This window comes from Alteromonas sp. G4i35 (assembly GCF_054960375.1).
On record NZ_JBHNZD010000008.1, the window covers coordinates 89,783 to 111,883 of the forward strand.

At 45.0% G+C, this 22,101-nt stretch carries 22 protein-coding genes; 6 read left to right on the forward strand and 16 right to left on the reverse strand.

The genetic code is table 11. The features are described 5' to 3' along the window. Positions 1-40: 40 nt before the first annotated feature. On the forward strand, positions 41-1,048 hold the full coding sequence (locus tag ACFI6L_RS06575; RefSeq protein WP_462573630.1) for a LacI family DNA-binding transcriptional regulator: 1,008 nt from the start codon (positions 41-43) through the stop codon (positions 1,046-1,048). Between the two features lie 178 nt (positions 1,049-1,226). Here the strand turns inward: ACFI6L_RS06575 and ACFI6L_RS06580 are convergent, their stop codons facing one another. The 3 genes from ACFI6L_RS06580 to dinB form a co-directional block, all read right to left on the reverse strand. Further along, entirely contained in the window at positions 1,227-2,117 is an 891-nt protein-coding gene (locus ACFI6L_RS06580; protein WP_462573631.1) for an MBL fold metallo-hydrolase, read from the reverse strand. 63 nt (positions 2,118-2,180) lie between these two features. Next, entirely contained in the window at positions 2,181-2,429 is a 249-nt protein-coding gene (locus tag ACFI6L_RS06585) for a DUF1653 domain-containing protein (protein WP_462573632.1), read from the reverse strand. A gap of 218 nt (positions 2,430-2,647) precedes the next feature. Further along, complete coding sequence (dinB, locus tag ACFI6L_RS06590; RefSeq protein ID WP_342291079.1) at positions 2,648-3,721, reverse strand: DNA polymerase IV; 1,074 nt, start codon at positions 3,719-3,721, stop codon at positions 2,648-2,650. Positions 3,722-4,009: 288 nt separating this feature from the next. Here dinB and ACFI6L_RS06595 point away from each other — a divergent pair, with 288 nt between their 5' ends. Together ACFI6L_RS06595 and ACFI6L_RS06600 are read left to right on the forward strand one after the other, a co-directional pair. Continuing rightward, positions 4,010-4,216: a type II toxin-antitoxin system ParD family antitoxin gene (locus ACFI6L_RS06595; protein ID WP_014977462.1), complete on the forward strand. Its 207-nt coding sequence runs from the start codon at positions 4,010-4,012 to the stop codon at positions 4,214-4,216. Beyond that, a complete protein-coding gene (locus ACFI6L_RS06600) occupies positions 4,216-4,515 on the forward strand; it encodes a type II toxin-antitoxin system RelE/ParE family toxin (RefSeq protein WP_014977463.1) in 300 nt (99 codons plus the stop codon). Before ACFI6L_RS06595 ends, ACFI6L_RS06600 begins: the two co-directional genes overlap by 1 nt. A 105-nt stretch (positions 4,516-4,620) precedes the next feature. On the opposite strand, the gene nqrM is transcribed toward ACFI6L_RS06600, so the two are convergent. The 10 genes from nqrM to ACFI6L_RS06650 all read right to left on the reverse strand — a co-directional run bounded on the left by nqrM (position 4,621) and on the right by ACFI6L_RS06650 (position 14,446). Further along, entirely contained in the window at positions 4,621-4,854 is a 234-nt protein-coding gene (gene nqrM / locus ACFI6L_RS06605) for a (Na+)-NQR maturation NqrM (RefSeq protein WP_014950791.1), read from the reverse strand. A 9-nt stretch (positions 4,855-4,863) separates the two neighbouring features. Next, positions 4,864-5,889 carry an FAD:protein FMN transferase gene (locus ACFI6L_RS06610; RefSeq protein ID WP_462573633.1) on the reverse strand — a complete coding sequence of 342 codons (1,026 nt, stop codon included), beginning with the start codon at positions 5,887-5,889 and terminating at the stop codon, positions 4,864-4,866. A 137-nt stretch (positions 5,890-6,026) separates the two neighbouring features. Then, positions 6,027-7,259 carry an NADH:ubiquinone reductase (Na(+)-transporting) subunit F gene (nqrF, locus tag ACFI6L_RS06615; RefSeq protein WP_014950793.1) on the reverse strand — a complete coding sequence of 411 codons (1,233 nt, stop codon included), beginning with the start codon at positions 7,257-7,259 and terminating at the stop codon, positions 6,027-6,029. Positions 7,260-7,279: 20 nt separating this feature from the next. After that, positions 7,280-7,888 carry an NADH:ubiquinone reductase (Na(+)-transporting) subunit E gene (nqrE, locus tag ACFI6L_RS06620; protein ID WP_014950794.1) on the reverse strand — a complete coding sequence of 203 codons (609 nt, stop codon included), beginning with the start codon at positions 7,886-7,888 and terminating at the stop codon, positions 7,280-7,282. Between the two features lie 3 nt (positions 7,889-7,891). Further along, the gene (locus ACFI6L_RS06625; protein WP_014950795.1) at positions 7,892-8,524 is read right to left on the reverse strand and encodes an NADH:ubiquinone reductase (Na(+)-transporting) subunit D; all 633 of its coding nucleotides are present in this window, start codon (positions 8,522-8,524) and stop codon (positions 7,892-7,894) included. Between the two features lie 10 nt (positions 8,525-8,534). Further along, a complete protein-coding gene (locus ACFI6L_RS06630) occupies positions 8,535-9,299 on the reverse strand; it encodes a Na(+)-translocating NADH-quinone reductase subunit C (protein WP_014950796.1) in 765 nt (254 codons plus the stop codon). Continuing rightward, entirely contained in the window at positions 9,289-10,491 is a 1,203-nt protein-coding gene (locus tag ACFI6L_RS06635; protein ID WP_014950797.1) for an NADH:ubiquinone reductase (Na(+)-transporting) subunit B, read from the reverse strand. Before ACFI6L_RS06635 ends, ACFI6L_RS06630 begins: the two co-directional genes overlap by 11 nt. A gap of 3 nt (positions 10,492-10,494) precedes the next feature. Beyond that, on the reverse strand, positions 10,495-11,835 hold the full coding sequence (locus tag ACFI6L_RS06640) for a Na(+)-translocating NADH-quinone reductase subunit A (RefSeq protein ID WP_462573634.1): 1,341 nt from the start codon (positions 11,833-11,835) through the stop codon (positions 10,495-10,497). Between the two features lie 512 nt (positions 11,836-12,347). After that, on the reverse strand, positions 12,348-13,526 hold the full coding sequence (gene fabV / locus ACFI6L_RS06645) for an enoyl-ACP reductase FabV (RefSeq protein ID WP_462573635.1): 1,179 nt from the start codon (positions 13,524-13,526) through the stop codon (positions 12,348-12,350). Positions 13,527-13,825: 299 nt separating this feature from the next. After that, a complete protein-coding gene (locus tag ACFI6L_RS06650) occupies positions 13,826-14,446 on the reverse strand; it encodes an FKBP-type peptidyl-prolyl cis-trans isomerase (protein WP_014950800.1) in 621 nt (206 codons plus the stop codon). Positions 14,447-14,679: 233 nt separating this feature from the next. Between ACFI6L_RS06650 and ppc the strand changes: the two genes are divergently transcribed. Then, on the forward strand, positions 14,680-17,301 hold the full coding sequence (gene ppc, locus ACFI6L_RS06655; protein ID WP_462573636.1) for a phosphoenolpyruvate carboxylase: 2,622 nt from the start codon (positions 14,680-14,682) through the stop codon (positions 17,299-17,301). A 63-nt stretch (positions 17,302-17,364) separates the two neighbouring features. Here ppc and ACFI6L_RS06660 read toward each other — a convergent pair whose 3' ends face one another. Beyond that, positions 17,365-18,396: an alpha/beta hydrolase family protein gene (locus tag ACFI6L_RS06660; RefSeq protein ID WP_462573637.1), complete on the reverse strand. Its 1,032-nt coding sequence runs from the start codon at positions 18,394-18,396 to the stop codon at positions 17,365-17,367. 131 nt (positions 18,397-18,527) lie between these two features. Here ACFI6L_RS06660 and ACFI6L_RS06665 point away from each other — a divergent pair, with 131 nt between their 5' ends. Beyond that, positions 18,528-19,334, forward strand: a complete 807-nt coding sequence (locus ACFI6L_RS06665) for a hypothetical protein (protein WP_278344136.1) — start codon at positions 18,528-18,530, stop codon at positions 19,332-19,334. A gap of 311 nt (positions 19,335-19,645) precedes the next feature. Here ACFI6L_RS06665 and mdh read toward each other — a convergent pair whose 3' ends face one another. Beyond that, complete coding sequence (gene mdh, locus ACFI6L_RS06670; protein WP_014950802.1) at positions 19,646-20,584, reverse strand: malate dehydrogenase; 939 nt, start codon at positions 20,582-20,584, stop codon at positions 19,646-19,648. A gap of 237 nt (positions 20,585-20,821) precedes the next feature. Between mdh and argR the strand changes: the two genes are divergently transcribed. Further along, entirely contained in the window at positions 20,822-21,286 is a 465-nt protein-coding gene (gene argR / locus ACFI6L_RS06675) for a transcriptional regulator ArgR (protein ID WP_014977468.1), read from the forward strand. Between the two features lie 122 nt (positions 21,287-21,408). On the opposite strand, the gene ACFI6L_RS06680 is transcribed toward argR, so the two are convergent. After that, positions 21,409-22,092, reverse strand: a complete 684-nt coding sequence (locus tag ACFI6L_RS06680) for a type 1 glutamine amidotransferase domain-containing protein (protein WP_462573638.1) — start codon at positions 22,090-22,092, stop codon at positions 21,409-21,411. Positions 22,093-22,101 lie beyond the last annotated feature (9 nt).

The following is a 22,101-nucleotide window of genomic DNA, read 5'->3' on the forward strand; positions in this document are numbered from 1 at the left end:
GCGGAATAGCGGAACTAGCAGCACATAAAAAGATCGAAAAATGAGTAAGGTAAAAAAGTCACGCACAAAAATATCAGACGTAGCCAATCATTTGGGGGTTCACAAAACTACCGTATCTCGTGCGCTTAATAATTCTAGTGGCATTTCTAAATCACTCGCCCTTAAGATCAAAAATGCAGCGCGAGAGCTAAACTATATTCCGAACCGCGCCGCCCAGTCATTATGCTCAGACAATAATAGAACCATCGCGTTATTGCTTCCGTCTTTTGGAAATAATGTGTTTAACGATGTGATGTTAGGCGTGAAGGCCGTTGCCGACAAAGCCAATTATGCACTGATGATTGGCGACTCGACCTATACCGAGCTTGGCGAGGAGCGTACTGTAGAGTCTTATATCCAGCAGAACGTGAGTGGCTTTATTCTTACTTCCACACGTCATACTGAAGAAACGAGAAAAATGCTGCTAGCCACAGGGACGCCTGTGGCCGAAATTATGGATATTTCTAGCGAGCCCTTTGATATTAACTATGGGGTAAATAACGAATTAGCAGCCCAATCTATGACCCAACATCTCATCGACAAAGGGCGCCGTAATATTGCTTTTTGCTCTTTGTTTTTAGATTGGCGCGCAATATTGAGAAAACAGGGCTGGGAAACCGCGCTTGACAATGCTGAGTTGTCCGCCGAGCGATATGTTTCCTCTAGAGCCGACGCCACATTTCAAGCTGGTGCTGAGCTTCTTTCAGAAACACTGCATAAATGGCCGGATACTGATGCGCTATTTTTTGTGAGTGACGAGCTTGCTGCTGGCGCGGTGATGGAATGTAATAGACGAGGTATCAAGCCTGGTAAGGATATCGATATCTGCGGTTTCAACGACTTGAGTTTTGCGCGCTCAATTTACCCTGCCCTAACCACCGTATCAGTCCCGCGCCGTAAGATGGCAGAAATGGCAGCTGAATCATTGATATCGCTAATAGAGGGCGAAGACGTTGAACAAGCGAGCCAAGTTCTACCCTTTGAGCTTAAAATACGAGAAACCGCTTAGTAGACGTTTGGCAGCTTTAGCCCCTAGACTTGGTGCTCGAAAACCTGCGCTTCCTAACCTATTGCCTTTGAAGTTTGTGTTCAAAAATCCAGTGATAGAGTCATTTTAACGAAATTGCAGGGTCGTAAAGAAAACTCCCCTGCACACTCGCTCGATATTAAAGTGTAACCAATACTATTTAGGCATCAGTATAGAGTGTAGTTATCCACTTCTCTTCATTGATGAAATTCCAGCTCCAGTCGGCCCACTTATCGTCTAAGCCCATCGCTTTAACTTCATCGAGGGTTTTGCCGTCTTGCTTAAGTGCCTTAACGTAGCTGAACGTTTCAGAGATCATAGCTAAAAATGCGCTGTATTCTTGCTTATTACTGATGTCACCGTGGCCAGGAATAATAACGGTTTCATCGTCTATTTTAGCAAGCAGCTGTTTTACTGAGTCCATATAGCCTTCCACATTACCGCCAGCACCTTGGTCGATGTAGGGAAAGCGACCATTAAAGAACAAGTCGCCGGTGTGCATAACGTTGGGTTGCTCGAACCACACTACGCTATCGCCGTCGGTGTGGCCTACTGCTAAGTGCATCACGTGAAGGGTTTCACCATTGAAGTAAATTTTTATTCCGTCTTCATAGGTGATAGTTGGCAGCGCTTCCGGTTTTATCTTTTCATCGTTAGCTAGGCGAACACGCACATTTTCGTGTGCCAGAATGGTCGCGCCTTTATGGCTGTGGAAAAACGCATTAGAGCCTGTGTGGTCGCCGTGATAATGCGTGTTTATCACATACTTTGGCTTGTCACTCCCGAGCTCACCAAGCTGGGCCGCTATCTTTTCTGCAAGCGGCGCAAATTGATCGTCGATGATCAAAACACCGTCTTCCCCAGCAGATACGCCGATATTTCCACCTGCACCTGTAAGCATGTGCACTGAGCCTTTTATCGCTGTCGCTTTAACTTCGACATCGGCAAATCTATCTTGTGCATTTGCGGGATTAATCGTTGAATAAACCAAAGGGCTCGCAGCAATAAACGCAGCCAAAATGTGTGCGCTAAAACGAGGTACAGTTTTCATTATTATTTCCTTGTAAGAAGCCTGTTTATTAAAGACCTCTTACACTATGACCTAATTTCACAATTAGATCATTTTTTCATCACCTGGAATATTGCCAACATAGGCAAAACGGGGGAGTGTTTCTCCGTCTTTTTCAACCGACTCAACAAACATATCTAGTGGACGAACCCAAAGCGCTTTTTCGCCGTAGCATGGGCGGTATACCACTAGCTTACTTTCATCTTCTGAATGCGTCGCCACTTCGTATACATCGTATAAATTACCTTTGTAATGTTTGTAGCGACCTGGGGTTTTAAGTTCTTTCGAGTCCATAACGTCCTTCATTTAAGTGGAAAAAATAGTAAGGGTTAGCCAACCGCTTTCATTTGCCAAAGATTAAGTGGTCTTAGAAACTAAACTCTGTGGGATTGGCCTTTTATCGGGTAATACAAAAGCGTCAGTCTATCGCATAGTATCAGTGCGTTAAGTATAACAAGTGGTTAGATTGAGGCTACTGCATGTTAGTACTTAAAAAGTACTGAGCTTATTGGCTAAATCGGTTCAAAAGGCAACATCAATTGCTGTGTTGATTGGTCGGCAGCAAGGCCTATGTGAACGCCAACAAGACGAATACCCCGCCCTGTTGCTCGTTCGAAGGCTTCCTGCATTAACGTGCGAAAATACGCTTCATCAAGCGTGGCACATCGGTGCTCTACCGTAGTTAGTTGGAAGTCGTTAAACTTAAGCTTAACGCCCTGCGTGCGAATACGTACCGGCTTACCCGTACGCTTCTTGTGATTTTCCATTCGCTCTTGAAGCTTTTCAAATAAATGTGGCAAAAAATCTATGCATTGCTCGAAGGTGTGAATGTCTTCACTTAGCGTGCGCTCTACGCCGATAGACTTTCGCTCACGAGATACCGATAGTTCACGCTCATCAATACCGTGAGCACGCTCCCACAGCACACTGCCAAATTTACCCAGCTCTTTTTGAATGCGCTCAAAAGGGTATTGGCGAACATCGTCGCAGGTATTAAGCCCCATACGCTGAAGCTTTTGCATGGTGACTTTGCCTACGCCCGGTATTTTCTTTAGTGGCATTTCGCGTACAAACTCATCGAGCTTATCAGGAGTAATAACACAAATTCCATCGGGCTTATTTTCATCGCTCGCCACTTTTGCCACAAACTTACAAGGCGCAACACCTGCTGAAGCTGTAAGCCCAAGTTCATTTTTAATGCGCTCGCGTATTTCTTCGGCAATTAACGTGGCGCTGCCACCGCAAAATTCACTATTAGTCACGTCTAGGTAGGCTTCATCTAATGATAAAGGCTCAATGAGGTCGGTATAATCAGCAAATATCTTACGTATTTTTTGCGACTCGGCAGCGTACACATCCATGCGCCCTTTTACGAGGGTCAAGTTTGGGCATAGCTTTAAAGCATACGCTGTAGCCATAGCTGAGCGCACACCAAATTTACGGGCGGGATAGTTACAGGTAGAAATAACCCCTCGACGGTCGGCACTGCCGCCTATCGCAATGGGAATATCGCGCAAGGCTGGGTTGTCGCGCATTTCAACTGCGGCGTAAAAACAATCCATGTCGACGTGGATAATTTTTCGCATTACCTGCCTTTGATCTTAACGTGCTCACACGAAACTGTACAAAAAGACAGTATATTATCAATAGCGTTTAATTACACTATGTCGTTGTCGATTCTTGATAAGATTGATGCCTCACACGCATGATTCAAGGCAATGTTGAACAGGAATTAATACAAATAAGCCCATTAATAACGCTTACTTTTACTTAGGCGTAATTGCGAGTGTGAGACGATCCGGCTATATTGTAAGTAATTTACTTACAGGGTTTGTCATATGGCTAGAACAATTACATTTCAACCAAGTAGAAGTATGAGCGAATTTATTGAAGCGATGGTAAGTTCAGGCAATTATAACAATCAAAGCGAGGTAATTCGCGCTGCATTGAGACTGCTTCAAGAACAAGACGCATCGTCAAAGTTAAATGCGCTGAGGCTCTTGATTGAAGAAGGGGAACAAAGTGAAGACGACATTAATTTTTCAATGGACTCTCTTAAGAAACGGCTAGATAGTAGATAGTGACTAAATTCCGCGTTTCAAAAGCTGCTGCCAATGATCTATATGAGATCGGTGTTTATACCGAAGAGTACTGGGGCAAGGAGCAACGCAATAATTATTTAGATGACCTTGAGTCAAGATTTATCGAGCTTGCAAACGATGCCAACTCGGCGTTAGCTATACCGAGAAATGATATTAAATGGGGGTGTTTTTCTAGCTATGTGAATAAACATATGATCGTTTTTAGAAAGTTCAAATACGGTATCAGAATAATTAGGGTTCTTCATCAATCAATGGATATCGTTCGGCAACTTCAATAGAACTCAACGTTAACGAGCTAGATAGATATACTCACAGAACAAAAAAGCGCTGTCGATTAGTATCAAACAGCGCTTTTAAACCTTAAACCAACGATGGGTTAAGCATTACAAAATTTGGTTCTGCTTCCACTCGTTTAGTTTTTTCTGGCGGGCTTCTTCTTTTTCCATGCGCGACTTTTTACGGTCACACGGTTCTGGACAGTCACAGGCTTTTTCAATACCTAGTGCACCTAAGCCACCACAGCTTCCAGAGATTGATTTTTTCTGAAAAAGGTAACCTACGGCCATAGCCAGTACCATTGTAAGAAAGAAACCAAAAGCAAGAATGAATGTAGACATTGCTACCCCCTAATTATGAACTGTGACCAGTTTATCAAATTCTGGCGATGCATACTCTTCAAATCCGTCTTCTGTGCGACGAATGAGGAATACAGCGAGTTGTTCTTGCTCAGCAATCGCTATCGCTTGTTCCCATCCCATTACATTAAACGCCGTAGCCAAACCATCAGACGTCATTGAAGAAGGATGAATTACCGTAACCGAAACCAGATTATGTGAGATAGGCTTGCCCGTTGTGGGGTCGATTAAGTGCGAATAACGAACGCCGTCTTCTTCGTAATAATTGCGATAGTCACCTGATGTAGCAACCGCGTTTTCTCCTATTGAGACAACTCTTTGAACAGCACGTTCAGTGGTAACTGGCTTTTCAATGGCAATCAGCCACTCACTGCCGTCGCCTCGTTCACCTTTCACACGCATTTCACCACCTATTTCTACAAGGTAGTTTTCAATGTTGTGGTTTTCAAGGATCTCCGCCACTTCATCAACGCCAAAGCCTTTTGCAATAGTCGACAGGTCGACATAAAGCATTGGGTGACTTTTCTTTAAGCCTGTAGGCGTGGTTGACAGCTTCTTATAACCCACATATTCGCGAATATCGTCGATGTCTGTCTGGCTTGGTACTTTTTCAGGGCGCTTAGTTGGGCCAAACCCCCATAAATTAACCAATGGACCAACGGTAACATCAAGTACTCCGCCACTAAGGTTAGCCAAGCGTAGTGCCTCGTTAACCACGGTTAGCGTATCTGGCGATACGGCGAAATTGTCGGTGTAGCGATATTGATTGAACCTTGATAGTTCTGACGTTGGGTCGTAAGTAGACATCATCTTGTTAACTTCAACAAGACGGGCATCTATTTCAGCTTGTAAGCCTTCTACCGGTGTCTCCGCTACAAGGTACTTAACGTTGTAGGTTGTGCCCATTGTCTGCCCTTGCAGGTGTACTACAGGCGTTTTTTCGTCGCTACAGCTTGCGAGAAGTAGAATACCTACCGCAACAAAGGCGAGGAAAATTCGAATAGCAAATCGAATCACGATGTTGTCCTTAGCTAATATGCACATTATTCAATCGCTATTATGTGCATTCTGCGTTTTGCTTCAACGAAAAAGGGGCTTACGCCCCTTTTAATATGCTTAATAACTTTTAAGCGAGTAGCTCTTAAATTAAACGCCTAGCCACCGAAGTCATCTAGCATGATGTTTTCGTCCTCAACACCTAAATCTTTAAGCATGTTGATTACGGCCGCGTTCATCATAGGTGGTCCACACATGTAAAACTCACAGTCTTCTGGTGCAGGGTGATCTTTCAAGTAGTTCTCAAGAAGTACTTGGTGGATAAACCCAGTATAACCTTCCCAGTTGTCCTCTGGCTGAGGATCAGAAAGTGCTACATGCCACTCAAAGTTATCGTTTTCTGCTGCTAGCTCGTCGAAGTCTTCTGTATAGAACATTTCGCGAAGTGAACGTGCACCGTACCAGAAGCTCATCTTACGCTTAGACTTAAGGCGACGAAGCTGATCGAAGATGTGAGAACGCATTGGGGCCATACCTGCACCACCACCTACGAATACCATTTCGTTTTCAGTTTCTTTCGCGAAGAATTCACCGAATGGACCAGAGATAGTCGCTTTGTCACCTTCTTTCAGGCTCCAAATGTACGATGACATTTTACCAGCAGGTAGGCTTAGGTTATTAGGTGGCGGCGTAGCGATACGCACGTTCAACATAATAATGCCTTCTTCTTCTGGGTAGTTCGCCATTGAGTACGCACGAATAGTTTCTTCGTCGACTTTAGACTCGATGTCGAAGAAGCCAAAACGCTCCCAGTCACCGCGGTATTCTTCAGGAATATCGAACTCTTTGTACTTAACGTGGTGCGCTGGCGCTTCAATCTGAATATAACCACCTGCACGGAAAGGTACGCTTTCACCGTTAGGAATTTTAAGCTTAAGTTCTTTGATGAAGGTTGCTTTATTATCGTTAGAGATAACTTCACAATCCCACTTCTTAACACCAAATACCGACTCTTCCAGCTCAATTTCCATGTCTTGCTTAATAGCAACCTGACATGAAAGACGGCAGCCTTCGCGCGCTTCACCTTTAGTGATGTGGTCTAGTTCAGTTGGAAGGATTTCACCACCACCTGAGTGTACATCTACACGACACTGGCCACATGAGCCACCGCCACCACACGCAGACGATACGAAGTAACCTGCGTCAGCTAGTGCACCAAGTAGTTTGCCACCCGGTGCAGTTTTGATTGCCTTGTCTGGGTCACCATTGATAGTGATAGTTACATCACCACTTGGTACCAATTTAGACTTGGCAAACATAATGATAAATACTAGCGCCAATACGATGGCAATAAACATGCCGACGCCAAGAAATATTTCTACGTTATTCATTTATATGCTCCCGAGCTCTATTACAGCTGAATACCAGTGAATGACTGGAAGCCAAGTGCCATTAGGCCAGCGATCATGAATACAGAACCAAGACCACGAACACCATCAGGCATATCAGCATACTTCAGCTTTTCACGTACTGCCGCTAGCAATACAATTGCTAGTGCCCAGCCCATACCACTACCAACGCCGTAAACGATGCTTTCAGTGAAGTTGTATTCACGCTGTACCGCAAACGCCACACCACCGAAGATTGCACAGTTAACGGTAATTAGCGGAAGGAAGATACCTAGTGCGTTGTAAAGCGCAGGGAAGAACTTGTCTAAGCTCATCTCTAGAATCTGTACCAACGCCGCGATAACACCGATAAACGTTAGGAAGTTAAGGAAGCTTAGGTCAGCTTCTGGGAAACCTGCCCATGCTAGTGCGCCTGGAGCAAGAATGTTTACATAAATAACTTGGTTAACGGGTACAGAGATACCTAGTACCACGATAACTGCAACACCAAGACCCATAGCAGTTTTAACTTTCTTAGATACCGCTAGGAATGTACACATACCCAAGAAAAGTGATAACGCCATGTTCTCAACGAAAATTGAGCGAACAAATAACGACAAATAATGTTCCATGACTTACTCCTTAGGCTCTACTTGCTCTGGACGGATAGTACGGATAAACCAAATCATACCGCCGATTAAGAAGAATGAGCTGAATGGTAGGATTAACAAACCGTTACCCTGATACCAGCCACCGTTTTGAACCAGTGGAAGGATTTCGAAACCTAAAATAGTACCGAAACCAAATAGCTCTTTAATTGTACCAATAACAATTAGAATGAAAGAGTAACCCAAGCCGTTACCAATACCATCAAGGAAGCTCATCAGAGGTGGGCTCTTCATGGCGTAAGCTTCAGCACGACCCATTACGATACAGTTAGTAATAATCAGACCAACGAATACCGACAGCTGCTTCGATATTTCATACGAATACGCTTTCAGAATTTGGTCAACAACGATTACCAACGACGCAATGATAGTCATCTGGATAATAATTCGAACGCTAGATGGGATCTGGTTACGAATTAGTGAAATAAACAAGTTTGAGAACGCTACAACGCTTGTAAGCGCAAGCGACATTACCAATGCTGTTTCCAGCTTAGTGGTAATTGCCAGTGCTGAACAGATACCCAATACCTGTAGGGCGATCGGGTTGTTGTCCAGGATTGGCCCAAAGAGGGCCTTTTTCATTTCTTTAGTATCTGCCATGAGACTTCCCTTATGAACGCCATGCTTGGTTCTTCAGGAACTGGCCGAAGCCTTGCTCGCCTACCCAGTAACGAATAGTGTTTTCAACACCGTTGCTGGTTAGGGTTGCACCTGAAAGCGCATCGATAGTGTGAGGATTGCTAGGGTTAGCATTTTTCACTACGCGAATAGCAACTTCGCCATTCTCGTAAAGCTCTTTGCCGTCCCATTTGTCCTGCCAAGCAGGGTTTTGCACTTCACCACCTAGTCCTGGCGTTTCTTTTTGCTGATAGTAAATAAGCTCGCGAACCGTTTGGCCGTCTGCGTCTACCGCTAAGAAACCGTACATAAGATCCCAAAGGCCGCTGCCGTGAACAGGAAGGATGATACGAGATACATCACCTGCGTCGTCGCGAACTAAGTAAACACTTGCCACGTTAGGGCGGCGTTGGAAACCAACATTGCTGTTAGTTACCTTTGTGCTGTACTCAGTTTCTTTGGCTGCTTTATACATATCGTAATCTGGCTTAGGCGCTTCTACGAAAGTACCTTCGTCAAGATTAACAAAACGCTGTTCTACTCGCTCGCTGTACGTGCTTTCAATTGCGCTATTGCTCATGCCCATTTCATAAAGGCCTGCAGCATTAAGAATGTTGCTCTTTTTATCTAGAGCTGCGTTTGTTTGTTGTAGAGAGCGAAGGCCAACAGCCGCACCAGAAACAACAATTGAACAAACTAAACATACGGCAACAACAATACCTACCGTTTTGCCTAAAGATTCTTTCTTAGCCGACACGTGCTACCCTCCGCTTGATATTGCTTTGTGCGACGAAATAGTCGAACAGTGGCGCCCACAAGTTAGCAAATAGAATTGCTAGCATTACACCTTCAGGGAAGGCTGGGTTTAGGACGCGGATTAGTACCGTCATGAAACCAATGAAGATACCGTAAGCCCACTTACCTTGGTTTGTGAACGACGCAGAAACTGGGTCTGTCGCCATAAAGAACATACCAAAAGCAAGACCACCAACAACAAAGTGCCAATGAGCAGGCATTGCAAACATAGGGTTCGTATCGCTGCCGATTAGGTTTAGCAAGGTTGCGAAGAACGCCACACCAATTGCTACACCAGCCACAATGCGCCAGCTTGCTATACGCATGTACATGATGAACAAGCCACCAAGAATAATAGCAAGGGTAGACACCTCACCCGCTGAACCTGAGATAGTACCGATGAAGCTGTTCATCCACTGATCCATGTTCGCGTAATCAAGGTTGCCTGAAGCCGCTTGGCTTAGAGACGTTGCACCAGAATAACCATCTGCCGCTACCCATACTTGGTCACCTGAAATTTGCGCAGGATACGCAAAGTAAAGGAATGCACGACCAGACAATGCTGGGTTAAGGAAGTTACGACCTGTACCACCGAATACTTCTTTAGCAATTACAACACCGAAGGTAATACCTAGTGCAACTTGCCATAGAGGAATAGTAGCTGGAAGTGTTAGTGCGAATAGTACCGATGTAACGAAGAAACCTTCGTTAACTTCGTGCTTGCGCACAGACGCGAACAATACTTCCCAGAAACCACCTACCGCGAACGTTACCGCGTAGATTGGCAGCCAGAAACATGCGCCATAGAAGAATAGACCTAGTGTACCCGCATTTGCCAAGTCACCGCCAAGGGCAGCGAATAGGCCTGCTTGCCACGTATCAGGTAGTGTTCCTGCGCCAGCAGCAATTGCTTCTTGCGCTTGGAAACCAATGTTATACATACCAAAGAACATAGCTGGGAATGTTGCCATCCATACCATGATCATGATGCGCTTAAGGTCAATGCTGTCACGCACGTGCGTGTTAGCTTTATTTACTTTACCTGGGGTGTAGAAAATGGTCGCCGCAGCTTCGTAAAGCGCATACCACTTTTCATGCTTACCACCTGGTTCGAAGTTTGGTTCGATCTTTTCTAAATACGCTTTTAAACCCATGACTTAACCCTCTTTCTCTATCGTGGTCAAACAGTCGCGTAAGATAGGAGCGTAGTTGTATTTGCCAGGGCATACATAAGTACACAATGCCAAATCTTCTTCGTCCAACTCTAAGCAACCCAACGTCTGAGCACCGTCAGTATCACCAGAAATCAGGTCCCTAAGCAGAAGCGTAGGAATGATATCTAGGGGCATAACGCGTTCGTAATTACCAATTGGAACCATAGAACGTTCAGAACCATTGGTAGTTGTTGTCATATCAAATTTCTTGCTGCCACTTAGGTGACCTAAGTAAGCACGAGTCACTGAGTGTTGGTTTGAACCAGGTAGGATCCAACCGAACAATTTCTTCTCGCGACCTTCTTTTAGTAGTGAAACTTGGGTGTGGAAACGACCAAGGAAGCCGTGAACGCCCATCGCTGTCGTACCGCTAAGTACAGAACCAGAGATAACACGTACTTCACCGTCTACTTGCTCGTTAGCAGTAAGCTCGGTCAAGTCTGCGCCCATTACGGTGCGCACTAGGCGTGGGTTGGTTGCTGCAGGACCTGCAAGTGAAATAACACGACGGTTATCTAGCTCGCCAGAGGTCAGCAATGCGCCAATTGCCATAACGTCTTGGTAGTTGATGTGCCAAACCGTTTTGTTCATGCCAGCAGAATCAAGGAAGTGGATGTGAGTACCCGGTAGGCCCGCAGGGTGAGGACCGCCAAATTCTTCAACATCAACTGCCGCATCGCCAGTAGCAACAGATGCACCTGCCGCTTTACAAACGTAAGTCTTGCCACCGCTCAATTGCGTTAATGCTTTAAGACCATTTACGAAATCGTCTTGGCGCTCAGCAATAATCACAGCAGGATTTGCTGCTAGTGGATTAGTATCCATTGCTGTAACAAAAATTGAACTTGGAACAGAGTCTAGCTTAGGAGATTTGCTAAATGGACGTGTACGGAACGCTGTCCACATGCCTGACTCTACAAGGATTGACTGAAGCTGCTCGCGTGAAGCGCTCGCGATCTGGTCAGCTGCAATTTTATCAAAAGTTACAGCATCGCTGCCGTTCACTTTGATAACTACAGACTGAAGAACACGTTTTGCACCACGGTTAACCTCTACCACTTCACCCGCTGCTGGGGCAGTGAATTTAACGCCAGGGTTCTTTTTGTCTTCAAAAAGCACCTGACCTTTCTTCACTACATCGCCAACTTGGACGTGCATGGTAGGGCGCATACCCACATATTCTTCTCCCAGAACGGCAACGCGCGTTGCAGCAGATGCATCAGCAATCTCCTGCTTTGGCGCTCCCTCAATTGGGAGGTCGAGACCTTTCTTGATTTTTATCATATGTAATCGCACTACTCTAATAGAAATACCCTTTTGCATGACCGCAGAAAACCTGCCTGTCAGCATGCAAAAGCGCACTATTAACAGGTGTAGAACACCTTTTCGTTGTTGATTGATGGAACTTGCTGCAATTGCTACGGTCAGCCTGTTATGAAGCCGTAACGCATAATTCCTTTTGCGGACGCTTAATTCGCCCTTTCTTTATAGACCACCAGCAGAAATTTACACTTATTATTGTTGTTGTGTAGCTGCAATCGCTACTGCTGTTTTGGTAGAGGCAGAAAAGACCCCTACTTAATTTCGGGATTTTAGCATTAACCCATACGTTTGTGCCACGCTATTTCAAGATAAAGGCAAATTTTTCTACAATTTAATGTAAACCTTTGGTCTTATTCATTTACATTTTGCGAATCCATACGCCGTATCAACTTGTAATCAGGTACAAAAAAGCCGTCAAATCAGACGGCTTTTGCGCATATAAGCATTAGGTTAATTAATGGTAAGTTTAGGTTTTACCAATTAACCATTGGGTCAACTTCACTGTCGTAATCAACACTTGAAATGTCAAAACCGAACAGTTTTAAGAACTCATGGTTGTAACCTTTGTAGTCACTTAAGTCATGAAAGTTCTCTTGTGTCACTTGATCCCATAGCGCCTTAATTTTTGCCTGTGTTGCATCGTTAGTTTCTTTGCCATCCATGCGATAGCGATTTGCTTCATCTAACGTTGGTGTATTGCCGAACAGGCACTGTGTGAACAAGCCGTGAACCTGCTCAATGCACCCTTCGTGGGTGCCTTCCTCTTTCATCACTTTGTAAATAAGTGAAATATACAGAGGCATTACAGGAATGGCTGAGCTTGCCTGCGTTACCAGTGCTTTCAACGAGCTCACATTGGCTTGCACAAGCAAATCACTGTTTTTACCAATAATGGCTGCGGCAGCGCGATCTAGGTCTTCTTTCGCTTTACCAATCGTCGCTTGACCATAAATAGGCCATGTTAGTTCTTTACCGATATAGGTATATGCGGTGGTTTTACAGCCTTCAGCAAGCACATCGGCTTCACGTAAAAAGTCCATCCAACGTTCCCAATCTTCACCGCCCATCACTTTGATGGTGTTAAGGATTTCTTCGTCGTTGGCTGGCTCTAGCGATACTTCATGCACTTTGTCTTTATCAGTATCGTAGGTTTTCGTAGTGTACGCCTGCCCTACAGGCTTAAGCGTAGATTTATACGTTACGCCTGTTTCTGGGTCGGTTCTACGCGGGGATGCAAGGCTATAAATGACCAAATCAACCTTGCCCATTTCAGCTTTGATTTTTTCGATGGTTTCATTTTTGATTTCATCGGAAAACGCATCGCCATTAATAGTTTCTGCATACAAGCCTTTTGCTTTGGCTTTTTCGTGGAATGCAGCGGTGTTGTACCAACCGGCAGTACCCGTTTTACGTTCCGTTGGTGCTTTTTCAAAACACACACCCAGCGTTTTAGCGCCATAGCCGAACGCAGAAGTAATGCGTGATGCTAGGCCGTATCCCGTAGAGCTACCAATAACCAATACATTTTTAGGGCCTTCGCCTAAGTCGCCTTTTGCTTCTACATAAGCAATTTGTTCGTCAACCGCCGTTGCACAGCCAACAGGGTGCGCGTTTGTACAAATGAAGCCTCTCACTTTAGGCTTGATAACCATAATAATTTTCCTTATTTGAGCGTGGGGCTATTGTAATGCCGAAGCCACTGATAACAACTCGGAGCAGATGAAACCTAGCATATCGCAAACGCAAGGCGACACCAATGAAACAACGTGCCAAATTTAGGTTTGCTTTGTATTTACGAGAAAAGACAGAGAAGAAAAGAGATAGGAAAAAGAAACATTAGGCCATAACGCTAAATTTAACGAAGTGCGGGCTAATTTTTTAAACGCTATGAACTATGAATAAGAAAAGATGGAACACAGGTGTACAGAACTGCACACCTGTAAACAACACATTAACCTAGAACGTCTAGAAGCTCTACGTCAAAGATAAGCGTGCTGTATGGTGCAATAGCTGCGCCCGCACCTTGCTCACCGTAAGCAAGATCATGTGGCACGTATAAACGGTACTTAGCACCTACTTTCATAAGTTGAAGTGCTTCAGTCCAACCTTTAATTACGCCGCCTACTGGGAATTCAGCTGGCTGGCCGCGCTCGTAAGAGCTGTCAAAAGTGGTACCGTTAATAAGTGTACCGTGGTAGTGAACACGTACAGTGCTAGCCGCAACTGGTGTTTCACCGTCACCTTCAGCAATAACTTCATACTGAAGACCAGATTCAGTAACGGTTACTTCGTCACGCTTCGCATTTTCTTCAAGGTACTTTGTGCCTTCTTCAATAACCGCTTTGCTAGCTTCTTCTTTAGCCGCTTGCATACGCTTGTGAATTTCGCCGAACGCATCACGTAGTGTGTCGTTATCAACCTGAGGCGCTTGACCTGCGAAGGCGTCTTTTAGGCCAGCTACAACAGCGTCAATCGCTAGTCCGTCAAACGGATTTGATTGTAATTGTTGACCCATTTGAAAACCAATGCCGTAACTTGCTTGGGTTTCTACTGTATTGAATGTATCAGTCACAAGAACTCCTGAAATTAAATTACAAATGCAGTACAAATTTCAAACAAAACGCATAACGCGAGAATGTTTCTGCATTTTCCGGTGCAAGAGTGTATCACACCACAAAATATCTTGCTTTGAGCAATGTTAACTAGGGTGCAAAAGTATCAAAATGTTGTAAATTATAACCGAAAGTGGTTAGACAAGTCGCAAAGGACACAGTATGGTTAAGGCCATATATTTAGGAGGATAGCATGCAAACACACTACGATGCTGAACTGAAAGATACCGTTCGATACCTAGGTAAAACCTTAGGTGAAACAATCAAAAATCAATTGGGTCAAGAGTGGCTAGACCGTATTGAAAAGATTCGTAAAGGCGGCCGAGCTTCTTATCAGGGAGACGCTACATGTAGCGAAGAACTGAAAGAAACTTTCAAAACAATGTCTGACAGCGATTTGCTTACTGTTGGCCGTGCATTCGCACAATTCTTGAATTTGGGCAACATTGCTGAGCAAGAATACAATGCGGCAATGAATGTTGATGCGTCTATTGATGCACTATTTAAACACCTAGATAAAGCTGAATTAACAGCTGAAAAAGTGCAGGATGCGGTTGCAAAACTGAACATCGATCTTGTACTGACCGCGCACCCAACTGAGGTTACGCGCCGTACACTTATTCACAAACATAAAGAATTGGCGAACTGCCTTCAGGCTATTCACCAAGAGTCGCTTAATGATGTTGAGCGTAAGAAAATTGAAACCCGTATTGCTGACCTTATTGCACAGGCTTGGCACACTGAAGAAATTCGTTCAGTACGTCCAACACCTGTTGATGAGGCACGCTGGGGCTTCTCTGTTATTGAAAACTCATTATGGGAAGCAGTGCCAGACTTCATGCGCGAGCTTGATGGTCGCCTAAATGAAGATTACGAAGTATCACTGCCACTAGATGCGTCTCCCGTTCAGTTTAGCTCTTGGATGGGCGGCGACAGAGACGGTAACCCATTTGTAACGTCAAAAGTGACTGAGCAAGTATTATTACTTGCTAGAAAACGTGCGGCCAAGCTTTTCGCGATTGATCTTGATCGCTTGCAAGTTGAGCTTTCAATGTACGACTGCAACGACGCGTTACGCGAAAAAGTCGGCGACGCCAACGAGCCATACCGCGCCCTTCTTCGTCCACTTGTGGACAAGTTCGTCGCAACCCGCGATGGCATTAGCGACTACTTAGCAGGTAAAAACCCAGATACTTCAAACTGGGTTGAAAGTGATGATGAGCTAATTGAACCACTGATGCTTTGCTACCAGTCACTGTTAGACTGCGGAATGCAAGTTGTAGCAAACGGTCTGCTGCTAGACACTATTCGTCGTGCTCGTGTATTTGGCATTCACCTTCTGCGCCTTGACGTGCGTCAGGACTCTGAGCGTCATGCCGACGTTTTCAGCGAACTAACACGCTATCTTGGTCTTGGTGATTATGCTCAGTGGAGCGAAGCCGACAAGCAAGCGTTCTTATTACGTGAGCTTGGCTCAAAACGCCCGCTATTCCCTGCTCAATGGGATGCGTCCGATGACGTGAAAGAAGTGCTTGATACCTGTAAGGTAATTGCGAAGCACAGCAAACACGGTTTTGGTATCTATATTATCTCTATGGCCAGTGAGCCATCGGACGTTATGGCCGTTCAGTTGCTACTTCAAGAAAGTGGTGTAGATTGGCCAATGCCAGTGGCGCCATTGTTCGAAACGCTAGACGATTTGAACAACTCGCCTGACGTAATGCGCAAACTTCTGTCTATCGACTGGTATCGCGGTTACGTTAAAGGTCGCCAATTCGTTATGATTGGTTACTCAGATTCAGCCAAAGATGCAGGTGCACTTGCTGCGGGCTGGGCTCAATACCAATCACAAGAAGCCTTGGTTGCGATTGCTGACGAGTTTGACGTAAGCCTGACCCTATTCCACGGCCGTGGCGGTACAATTGGTCGTGGTGGCTTGCCAGCACATGCTGCCATTTACTCTCAGCCTCCTGGCTCGCTAGACGGCGGCTTCCGTGTAACTGAGCAAGGCGAAACTATTCGCTATAAATTCGGTATGCCTAAGCTGGCTAAACGCAGCCTAGGTATTTACGCCAGCGCCATAATTGAAGCCATGTTATTCCCGCCTCCGGCACCAAAAGAAGAATGGCGAGAGCTTATAACTGCAATGGCAGCCCAAGGTCGCGATAACTACCGTGCAACCGTGCGTCACGATAAAGAGTTCGTACCTTACTTCCGTGTTGCAACGCCAGAGCAAGAGTTAGGCAAACTCCCACTAGGTAGTCGTCCAGCGAAGCGTAAGCCACAAGGTGGTATTGAGAGCCTACGTGCGATTCCATGGATATTTGCCTGGGCACAAACCCGTTTGGTACTGCCAAGCTGGTTAGGCGTTATGCGCGCTATCGATAGCGTGAAGACACCGGAAAATGAAAAAGTGGTTAACGAGATGTTCAGCGAATGGCCGTTCTATCGTTCACGTCTTTCAATGCTGGACATGGTGTTCCATAAAGCCGATCCGCGAATCAGCGAAGCTTATGATGAGCGCTTGGTACCCAAAGAGCTTAAACACTTTGGTGAAGCATTGCGTAGCGAGCTTAAAGAAAGCATCTCGTCGCTGTTGGCTATAACCGGTGACGGCGACATCATGAAGAACGACCCGCAGGGTAAAGAGTCTATGGAGATCCGTGCAGGATATCTTCAGCCCCTTCACTACCTGCAAATTGAGCTTCTGGATCGTATCCGTAAAGCCGGTGACGATGCACAAAACACCAGCCTAGAGCGTGCCATGATGGTTACCATCGCGGGTATCGCAATTGGTATGCGTAATACAGGTTAAGTACGCTAACCCTTCAAATCAAAGAGGCCCGCTTCGTATTACGTAGCGGGCTTTTTTATTGCGCTACTGAAAGTGCGCCGCTAACCAACTATTGATTTCGCTTTCCACCTCTTCGCGATAGAACGTTAAGCTGTGATCGCCGTTTTCGTAAACAACCAGCTTATGCGAGTGGTTTTTGTCTTTTAGATGCTGTGCCGCCTTAAGCGAATGTGAAACGTCGACGCGCACATCTGCACTTCCGTGCACTAGCAAAATAGGTACATTCGGATTTAGCTCATCAATCCATTTTACCGCTGAGCGTTCATCAAGGGCTTTTGTTTGGTTTTGCTCCATATTCGGAACAAGTTTATTAAGCAGCGCCTTCATGTCTGGACGGCGTGCCACAGTTGTATGTAAATCAGACGGGCCTGCTACAATAACTGCACTAGCAATGTCACTTGTGTTCTTTCGAAGCGCCTGCCAAGTCATCATGCCGCCACGACTTACGCCATATAAAGCAATCTTATTGGTGTCGGCATTAGGTAATTGCTTGGCTATTTCAATCAGTCGCAAAACGTCGTTTACATCGTCGCCGCCAAATTCATCTTTCCCTTGGCTGAATTTAGCACCGCGATAATTACTCGCCAAAACAATATAACCCTGTTCGGCGAGCGGCATTAAACGCTCAACCACCGCTATGCGCGTTACATTATGCTTATGATTACCACCGCGATTATAAATGATCACTGGTAGTTTTTTGTCGCCAACATGCTTTGGTGACACCATAACACCTGAAATCTTTAAACCATCCGATTCGTACTCAATCCATTGCGCACTTGTTGTCTTCATAAGCGCATTGAATTTTTTAGGGTTTACCGCTTTTTGCCATCTATCCACATACACGACTTTTTGGTTATTGCTTTGCGCATGCGCTAACCATGCCTTGTAATCGGTAAAGGGAAGCGCATCGCCTTTGAGCGTTAATGCTTTAGGCAACTGAGCAAACGCAGTGTCTGCCAATGGCGCTGTATTGCTTGTAGCAGCAACAGTATTGGCGTTAATGCATAAACTAAAAAATGTGATGGAAAGTAAACTAGCGCATTTAAAGAAAGTCATAACACATCCTTGTCTAATTCAAAAAAAGAGCTTCAAGCCACTAGTAAATAACGAAAGTATTTGTGACTCAACAAAATACGCATATAGTTAGTAACAAAATTTGTACCCCATACATTTTAAAGGAATAAAAAGTGCGAACATTTTTACTACTAACCTTTTCTACTTTGCTTTCGTTTAATAGGCTCTCTTTCGCTAGCACAATGGAATTACCCCCGGGTTTGTGGGAAGGCATAAGTCAAGATGAAACGACATTTAGGTTGCTTCAAATACAAGAGAGTGGCGAACACAGCTTTTTTGAAATCGCCATTCCAGGAGGCTTCAAAAAAATGCGTCGCACACCGTTCACCAATGACGACATCACTTGCATAGAAAACCGGTGCACAATTAAAACAACGATCGAAGGTGATGTTACACGTACACTTACCCTTTCGCCTCACTTAGATAACGCTTTTAACGTATTAGAGTCGAGCTATAAGGACAAAGAAAGTTATATTTCTCAGACTTATCAAATGGTTAAACAGGAAGCAAAGTCAACGCCGAGAAAGTTTTTAGAAAACCGCAAGCAGATACTATCTAATGCAAAGCAGCATATCGCTAATCATCCTTTTGGCACTTGGATTGGTGTTATGCAGTATTTAGATAGACCCGAATTAGCATTACTCGAATTGTACGAAAGCGAACAAGGCTCACTGCGCGTTTATAGAAAAGGGGAAGACGCATTTAGGGAAGTCCGATCACCATTTACTGCTGACGATGTAAGCATAGATGCTCGAGTCATCGAAATTGAAGCTTCCCACACAACTTTCGCTTCAAAGATTATCCTATTCGTTCTTACGGACAACATGATTTCCGGCTATACATACGCGTTACACAAAGGCTACCCAGTCGCGATGGGTCCAATAAAGTTGTTTCGAATAGAGCCATTACAGACACAGTAAGTCAATTAGGAAATAGACTGATTGCTAGCTATGGGTGGAATGCTTAATTGGCGGTACTTTAATTAATAGGCTCTCCTGTGCCAAGGATACCGTAGCGAAGCCTACAAAGACGCAACAAAAAAGGCTGGATACGTAAGGCCGTAACAGACTGCTCTTTTCTAAAAAAACTTCAGTGATTAGGCTATTGAGATATTCGGAGTTGGCGGGGCTTTGATAAGTAGGCTCTCCACCGCAGGGATGCGGTGGCGAAGCCTACAGGGAAGTATTCACGGCGTGCCTACGTTCAAAGGCCTGCCAATGACACTCACCAATTAGCCGTTTACGAAGTCTACGCCTAGCTTGATGTCGCCACGTAGGCCTTCAAGCATGTCGTTTTTCGCTTTTTCTTCAAATGCGCTTAGCTCGCCGTATGGCAAGATTTCTTCAACACCGTTTGCGCCTAGGCGAACTGGATGTGCAAAGAATGCTGCGTCGTCGCTGTCGTCAGTTTGTACATAAGTGTACTCAACCACGTTCTCGCCTTGCATTGCTGCAACTAGAGATAGACAGAAGCGTGCCGCTGCTTGACCCATTGATAGGGTTGCAGAACCGCCGCCCGCTTTAGCTTCAACAACTTCAGTACCCGCGTTTTGGATACGAGTAGTTAGGCTAGCAACTTCTTCGTCTGTGAACTCTACACCTTCAACTTGTGAAAGTAGAGGAAGGATAGTTGTACCAGAGTGTCCACCGATTACCGGTACGTGCACAGAAGATACGTCTACACCTTTAAGTTCAGCAACAAACGTTTCAGCACGGATAACGTCTAGTGTCGTTACACCGAAAAGCTTGTTCTTGTCGTAAACGCCTTTTGCTTTAAGCGTTTCAGCTGCAATAGCAACAGTAGTGTTAACTGGGTTAGTGATGATACCAACACACGCGTTCGGGCAGTTATCAGCTACACCTTCGATTAGGTTTTTAACAATGCCGGCGTTGATGTTGAATAGATCAGAACGATCCATACCTGGCTTACGAGGCATACCCGCTGGAATTAGAACAACGTCTGCTCCAGTTAGTGCATCAGCTAGGTCATCTTTACCGTGACCGGTTACTTTTACCGCAGTGGGGATGTGGCTCAAATCAACGGCAACACCAGGAACAACTGGCGCTACGTCGTAAAGCGCTAAATCTGAACCTGCTGGCAATTGTGTTTTCAACAACAAAGACAGCGCCTGACCAATACCACCGGCAGCACCTAACACGGCTACTTTCATACCATTTCTCCTATGGGATTACTTCACGTATTTAAACGGAACGTCACACTAATGCAACGCGGGGGAAAACTCAATCACCGGATCGTCTTATTAACGTTATTTATGGCGATTTTATCTCGATATTCATTATCATGAATGATTATGCAAAGAAATTGCGCAAAGTCTACCTGTACGGCACAATATACGCATACTAAATATAATTCCTAACGATAACCCTCAAAAAAGAAAAGAGCGCTAATGGCAAACGCAAAACAAGAGCTACTCATCAAAGCTTTTAAAGAAATTCTTAAAGCAGAAAGTTACGGTTCACAGGGCGAAATTGTTGATGCATTAAAAGCACAAGGCTTCGACAACATCAGCCAATCTAAAATCTCTAGAATGCTAAGCAAATTCGGCGCGGTACGCACGCGAAACGCCCGAGGTGATATGGTGTATTGCTTGCCTCCAGAGCTAGGTATGCCTACGGCTAAAAGCCCTCTTAAACAGCTGGTACTGGATATCGTTCACAACAACGTAATGGTAATCATTAGAACCAGCCCTGGTGCTGCGCAGCTTATTGCGCGCTTGCTTGACTCATTGAGTAAGAAAGACGGGGTTTTGGGCACCATTGCAGGTGACGACACTATTTTCATCGCGCCAGCGGATGTAACAAGAATTGAAGAACTAAGACAACGCGTTGAAGATTTATTCGAAAACGTCTAAATAAACCAACACACAGCATCGATTTTCTATGAGCACGGGGTTTGTTAGCAATGCTAGAAAAGCACACTGAAATGAATGTGCCCTCTCAATGAGGGCACGTTATATTTAGCTTTTCAAATGTGCTAATTTAATAGTTTGATTAGCGCATCAGCTGCAGGACGTGATGACGGTGGGTTCTGTCCCGTCACCAGTAACCCGTCGGTACACACTTTTACAGCAAAATTGTCGGCGCTCTCATACTTACCGCCTTTTTTAACCAGTTCATCTTCAACCAGATAAGGCACTACGTCTGTAAGTTCCATTGCAGCTTCTTCACTGTTTGAAAATCCGGTAACAGATTTTCCCTCTACCAGGTATTTGCCATCAGGCGTTTTAACGTCTTTAAGCACAATTGGCGCGTGACATACTGCCCCAACGGGTTTATTAGCTGCGATAGTGTCTTCGATTAGTTTTATCGAGTGCACATTGTCAGAAAGGTCCCACAACGGACCGTGTCCCCCTGGATAGAACACCGCGTCAAACTCTTCAGCTCTCACATCTTCAAGCGGAATAGTCGACGCTATAGCGCTACGCGCAAGCTCATCTTTCGTATATCGCATAGCGTCATCGGTCATTGCATCGTCAGCCAGACTATTGGGATCGATAGGCACTTGCCCTCCCATCGGCGACGCCAATGTAATTGTGTAGCCTTGGTCTTTAAATGCGTAATATGGCGCTGCGAACTCTTCTAACCACATGCCTGTTTTCTTACCCGTATCACCCATAATTTCATGAGACGTCATTACCATTAGCATACGTTTTGTCATAAGCCCTCC